This window comes from Nodosilinea sp. LEGE 07088 (genome assembly GCF_015207395.1).
GTDB lineage: Bacteria > Cyanobacteriota > Cyanobacteriia > Phormidesmidales > Phormidesmidaceae > Nodosilinea.
Genome location: NZ_JADEWX010000264.1, coordinates 1 through 5,792 on the forward strand (window position 1 = coordinate 1; position 5,792 = coordinate 5,792).

Sequence of the window (5,792 nt, forward strand, 5' to 3'; positions counted from 1 at the left end):
CCGAGATTCCAAGTATCCTTATCGTCGGCAGCGTCAAATGTGTATAAGAGAAAGGTATAGCAACCCGGCTTCTTGATTCCCCTGGCCAGGGTAGGCGGGTAACCAAGATATCGACGCCAACGGCACCTGTGTAATTGACAGCGGCTATCAATCATCCCAAAGGCGACGGCGGGCGGGGCCTTGCAGGCGATCGTGGGTGTCACGCAGCAGGGTGGGGATATCGAGGTTCTCAGGGCAGCGGGGCAGGCAGTCGCCGCAGTCGGTGCAGCGATTGGCCTTGCGGCCGGGGAACCAGTGGCCCGCATTTTCAAACATGCGGTAGCGGTAGGTGCCAAAGGCCTGCATGTCGTAGGCCACGGCCAGATTTCGTAGACGCAGCACCTCGGGAATGTGAATGGCCTCGGGGCAGGGCAGGCAGTCGTAGCACTGGGCGCAGCGATCGCTACCCAAGGCAGCCGCTGCCTGAACCGAGAGCCGTTCTAGCGCGGCAAGTTCCTCAGAGCTGAGGGGTTGGGTTTGATCGGCCAAATCCTGTAGTGGGGACAGTTCCTCGGGCGTGGCCGGGCCAGTGCTGAGGGTGGTAATGCGGCGATCGCTGAGCAGCCAGCGGTAGGTCAACTCCAGCGGGGTAAACGGGGCGCAGAGATCGGCCAGGCGATCGGGCGGGCTGTAGAGCATGCCCCCTTTGTCACCAGGGGAAATGATAAAGATCCCCATATCTCGTTCTGCTGCCAAATCCAGCATCGGGGCATGGTGCTGAAAGAAATAGTAGTAGTGCAAGTTGACAAAATCGAACTGGTCGGTGGCGATCGCCCCGGCAATCACCTCCTGGCTGCCGTGGGTCGAAAAACCCACATGGCCAATCTTGCCCTCGGTCTGGAACCGCCGCACCGCCGCCATACAGCCCTGGGGATCGCTCACCCAGGCCAGGTGCTCTGGGGTGTTGAGGCCGTGGATAGCGAGGCAGTGAATGACGTCAAGACCCAGTCGTTCCAGCGATGCTTCGATGTGCTGGGCCATCGTCTCGGCATCGGGCTGGGGCGTAATTTTAGTGGTAACGACTAAGTTGGCTGGCAGGTCAGCCGTTTTGAGAAACCGACCCAGCCAGCGCTCGCTAGCACCGTAGCCTTGGGCGGTTTCGATATGGTTGATGCCCAGAGCTAAACCCGCCTGGAGCGTGCGGCCAAAAACCTGCTCAGAGGCAAGAGCCCGCATAGTGCCCAGCGATAGCACCGAGAGGCTGAGGTTGGTGCGACCAAACCGCCGATAGTCCATAGCGCCACCGAAACCTGGCCCAGTCCTCGTTTACTCAGAACTCTCCAGGGTGTCGTTGCTGGTAGACGATTGGCCCCGCTGAATGAAGTCCGAGGGGTTGAGGTTGGCCAAAAATGCCTGAAAGGCCTGATTCTCTGCCTCGTCGGCGTCGCGATCGACGGGAATCGACGCTTCGGCAATCACCTCTTCCATCACCCAGATGGGGGCATCAAGACGCAGGGCAATGGCGATCGCATCGCTGGGTCGAGCGTCGAGTTCGCGCCGCAGTTCACCCCGGCTGAGGGTGAGCAGGGCATAGTAGGTACTGTCTTGTAGGGAGTGGATGACGACGCGCTCCAGGGTCATATCCCACTCGTCGAGCAGGTTGACAAACAGATCGTGGGTTAGGGGACGCGGCGCGGGCTGATTTTCTAGCACCGCCATGATCGATTTTGCCTGATCGGAGCCGATGTAAATGGGCAGCTGACGGCGATCGGTGGTGTCGCGCAGCAAAATCACCGGAGTGCGCGACATCGCATCCAGGGCAATCCCGGCGACTCTCATTTCAATCATTGGCTTGGCCTCTTGGATCCATTGACTGGCGTGCTCTAGCGGTCTTCGTCGGCCCGGAAACGATACCCCACCAGTGTAACGGGCTGTCTAGATACTGGGTGGGCCGCAGATAGCAGCCTGAGGGGGCGACCCAGGCGGATGAGTAGGGTCGATCCACCAGACCCTATCTAAGCTTATCTAGGGACTGCTCTAATTTGGGCTAACCTAAAGGAAAAAATTATTGATTAGGTCTTGCTTGCAGTATGCCCTGATCATACCTAGGTAGGCCGCTGTTTTCCTGGGAATTTGCTTAAGGTTGCGACCATGTTTACAGGACTGATTCAAACAGTGGGCACGCTCTTTCACCAGGGCGATACCCAGGTCTATCTGCGCTGGGAGACAATGCCGCTGCCCCCAACGCTGAGCGATGTAGAACTGGGTGACAGTATCGCCGTAGACGGTATCTGCCTGACGGTGGAGACGATTTTGCCCGACGGCTTTGTGGCGGCGGTGTCGCCCGAAACGCTGGATCGCACCAGTCTGGGCAACCTACCCGATGGCAGCCGAGTCAATCTAGAGTCGTCGCTGCGGGTGGGCAGCAAAATTGGCGGCCACTTTGTCACGGGCCACATCGATGGCCAGGGGCATTTAGAAGCCGCCACCGCCACTGCCGACTCCTGGCGGCTGAGCTTTACCGTGGGCGATCGCCGCGTGGCCCGCTACATTGTCCCCAAGGGCAGCATCGCCGTCAATGGCATTAGCCTGACAGTGGCCGACTGTAGCCCCAGCGGCAACTGGTTCGCCGTGGCGGTGATTCCGGTGACTTACCACGAAACCACGCTGCAATGCCTGCGCCCCGGCCAGGCCGTGAACCTGGAGGGCGACGTGTTGGGCAAGTATGTGGAGAAGTTTATGGCGGGCGAAGCCCCGACCAGCGATAGCCTCTCGCTAGAGTTTTTGGCAGAACATGGGTACTGAGCATAGAATGGGTGACTGGCGCCACCGCCAGGCCAACATCTCCACAGCGACTCTGGCAGAAATCTTTGCAGAGCAACCCTAAAACCCTCAGCACCCTATCCCTAAACTGAGAGTAGCGTCTGAGCCCTCATTGCACCCAACCCGCCATGACCCTAGCTGCTAGCCAAACCAAACCCTATACCGCAGAGCAGTATCTGGCGCTGGAGGTAGAGTCTGGTACTCGCCATGAATATCGTCACGGAGACATCGTAGCGATGACCGGGGGAACCCCTGAGCACAACAAAATTGCCAGTGCGCTCAATGCTCTAATCTGGTATGCCCTGCGGGGCAAACCCTACAGTCTATTTATTACCGATCAACGTCTGTGGATTCCAGCGACGGATTTCTACACCTACCCTGATGGTATGGTGATCGCTGACCCAGTAGAGCTAAAACCTGGTAGAAACGATACGGTCACTAATCCGTTACTGCTGGCAGAAGTGTTATCAGACTCCACAGAAAAATATGACCGGGGCGACAAGTTTGAAGCCTATCGCACCCTGCCATCGCTGCAAGAGTATTTGCTCATCGATCAACATAGGCCCCACGTAGAACAGTATGTGAAGCAATTCGAGCATCAGTGGCTATTTACTGAATACAGCGGTTTAGAGGCCCGTGTACAGCTCGCTTCGATACCCGTTGAGCTGGCCCTTGACGATCTCTACCAAGGGGTGATGAGCCCCTAGGACGTTACCAGAACCGTAACCAGGGATACTTTTCTAGTCTGCCTCAGTAAGGTGATTCTAGGCGATCGCATCGAGCCGATCGCGCGTCATCAACCCTTCGACCAGGTGTGAGGTTTATCTATGCAGACATTCAAGGTTCATCGCCCCATCCAACTCGCGATCGCCATCGCCTTAGGAGCCGCGATCGTCCCTGGGTCGGTCACCCTCGCCCAGGCCCGACCACCCTCGCCTACCCCCATGCCCCTACCAAGTCTGATCGCCCCCGAGGTCAACGCCCAGCCCCAACTTCCGCACTCCGAGACTATGCCCACTGACCATGTAGCCCCGCTCGAAAACACGCTCTGGTATCTCACTAGCTATACCAACGACGCCGGAGACACCATTGCTGTTCAGACGTTCGACCAGGACGCCTCCATTCGTTTTAGCGACGGCCAGGTCAGCGGTAACGCCACCTGCAATCGCTTCTTCGGCACCTACAGCCTCGAGGTTGATGCCCTGACAATTCAGCCGGGGGGCTCGACTCTGATGGCCTGCCCCGAGGAGTTTATGGCCCAGGAGCAGGTCTTTATGGGCGCGTTGGAGCAGGTCGAGGGCTATGGGATCGCCGCCGATACTCTGCAGCTCTATGACGCCGAAGGCAATGTGCTGCTCACCTTTGACAGAGCTGTCTCCCCCGCCCTGACCGGCACCCTCTGGCAGCTGATAGCCTACAACAACGGTCGAGAGGCGGTGGTGTCTACCCTGACGGACAGTACTATCACCGCCACCTTTGACGGCAATGGCCGTCTGAGCGGATTCGCTGGCTGTAATAACTACGGCGCTAGCTATACGGTGACCGCAGATGCCATCAATATTGGGCCAGGGATGAGAACTCGCAAGTTTTGCGCCCAGCCCGATGGCGTGATGGCCCAGGAAACAGCCTATCTGCAGGCGCTAGAGATGGCGGATGTCTTCACCATCGAAGGCAGCACGCTCATTCTGAGCACCGACGACGGTGCTACCGTGGCCCGTTTCAATGCGGCTGAAGCTGCTGGGGAGACTTCGACAGATTCCTAATCCGAAACCGATTAGAAGTGCCCCGACTATATCCACCCCGGCAGCAGCCAGCGCTGCTGCAGTGACTCGGTTGAGAGGGGCACACCCAGGTATAAGGGCAGCCAAAACCAGAAGCTGAGGGCGATCGCCCCCAGCAGCCCCAGAGCCAACAGCCGGTGACGCGGATTTTCGCACCACTGGGCCATCAGCCAGGCCAGACCCAGGGTGCCAAAGGTGGCAATGCCCATGGCGTGATACAAAAACGTGCAGCGACCCACCAGCGCCCAGGGCAGCCAGTTGGTCAGGTAGTTCAACAAAATGAACCCCACCACCGGGCATGGCGTAGGGGCACAGCATGCTGTGCCCCTACCGGGTATTTGTTGGGATAGGGTATCAACTGCAATCCGTCGCCCCAGCCAGCCTAGCGCCAGGGCCAGCACCGCCGCCGTGGAGAGCCACCACAGCACCGGATTTCCCATGGCGTGGATTGCCGTTGCAGTGCCTTCCCCTCGTTCAAAAAAATAGGCCACCGGGCGCAGCATCAGCGGCCAGCTATACCAGGGCGAGCAGTAGGGGTGACCAGGCCCCGCACCAATGGATTGGTGGGCCGCCAACATCTGCTGGTGCACCCCCAGTAGTGACTCCCCGGCCATGGCCAGGTGGGGCAGCCACAGCAGGATGTAGGTGCCAGCAGGAATCAAAACCCAGTTAGTCATCTGCCTGAGTAGGGGCACAGCATGCTGTGCCCCTACGGGATACCTGTTTTGAAGCAGGTGCTTCATATTCAGTTTCGTTGCACATTCCCACAGCAGCAGCCCGAGCCAGAACCCGGCCCAGTTCCACTTGACGTTGATGGTGGCCCCCAGGGCGATGCCTGCTACCAACCGCCAGCGGGTCGGGTGTTGAGATTGGCTGGCCCGCAGCCAGGCCCACTGGCCCAGCAGCCCTAGGGCCAGACCGTAGATGTTGATCAACGCCAGGCGCGACTCCACTAGGGTTAGCCCTTCCATGGCCATGAGCACCCCCGCTAGCAGGGCAAACCGGTGTCGCCGTTGGGGGCTGTGTCCAGCGCTGAGGGCAAAGGCCAGGGCCGCCAGCAGCACCGGAATTGTCGCTCCCACCCCAGCATTCAGCCAGCGAAAGGCCAGGGGGCTGACCAGTGTCTCCTCTACCTCCAGGGTGGGCCAGTGCAGCCCAGCGGCGGGCCACTGACCGAGCCAGATACCGAGGGCGATGAAATATTTGCCC

The 5,792-nt window shown here is 59.2% G+C and carries 6 protein-coding genes; 3 read left to right on the plus strand and 3 right to left on the minus strand.

Going from position 1 to position 5,792, the window contains the following annotated elements; all coding sequences use genetic code 11:
* Positions 1-147: 147 nt before the first annotated feature.
* Positions 148-1,275, minus strand: a complete 1,128-nt coding sequence (locus IQ254_RS29225) for an aldo/keto reductase (RefSeq protein WP_193969668.1) — start codon at positions 1,273-1,275, stop codon at positions 148-150.
* Between the two features lie 30 nt (positions 1,276-1,305).
* Entirely contained in the window at positions 1,306-1,827 is a 522-nt protein-coding gene (locus IQ254_RS29230) for a bifunctional nuclease family protein (RefSeq protein ID WP_193969669.1), read from the minus strand.
* A gap of 303 nt (positions 1,828-2,130) precedes the next feature.
* On the opposite strand from IQ254_RS29230, the gene IQ254_RS29235 reads away from it, so the two are divergent.
* From IQ254_RS29235 to IQ254_RS29245, 3 genes are all read left to right on the plus strand, one after another.
* Positions 2,131-2,784 carry a riboflavin synthase gene (locus tag IQ254_RS29235; RefSeq protein WP_193969670.1) on the plus strand — a complete coding sequence of 218 codons (654 nt, stop codon included), beginning with the start codon at positions 2,131-2,133 and terminating at the stop codon, positions 2,782-2,784.
* Positions 2,785-2,930: 146 nt separating this feature from the next.
* Complete coding sequence (locus IQ254_RS29240) at positions 2,931-3,509, plus strand: Uma2 family endonuclease (RefSeq protein WP_193969671.1); 579 nt, start codon at positions 2,931-2,933, stop codon at positions 3,507-3,509.
* Between the two features lie 120 nt (positions 3,510-3,629).
* A complete protein-coding gene (locus IQ254_RS29245) occupies positions 3,630-4,565 on the plus strand; it encodes an META domain-containing protein (RefSeq protein WP_193969672.1) in 936 nt (311 codons plus the stop codon).
* 26 nt (positions 4,566-4,591) lie between these two features.
* Here IQ254_RS29245 and IQ254_RS29250 read toward each other — a convergent pair.
* Positions 4,592-5,792, minus strand: a 1,201-nt coding sequence (locus IQ254_RS29250; RefSeq protein WP_193969673.1) for a phospholipid carrier-dependent glycosyltransferase, incomplete at its 5' end; no start/stop codon positions are given.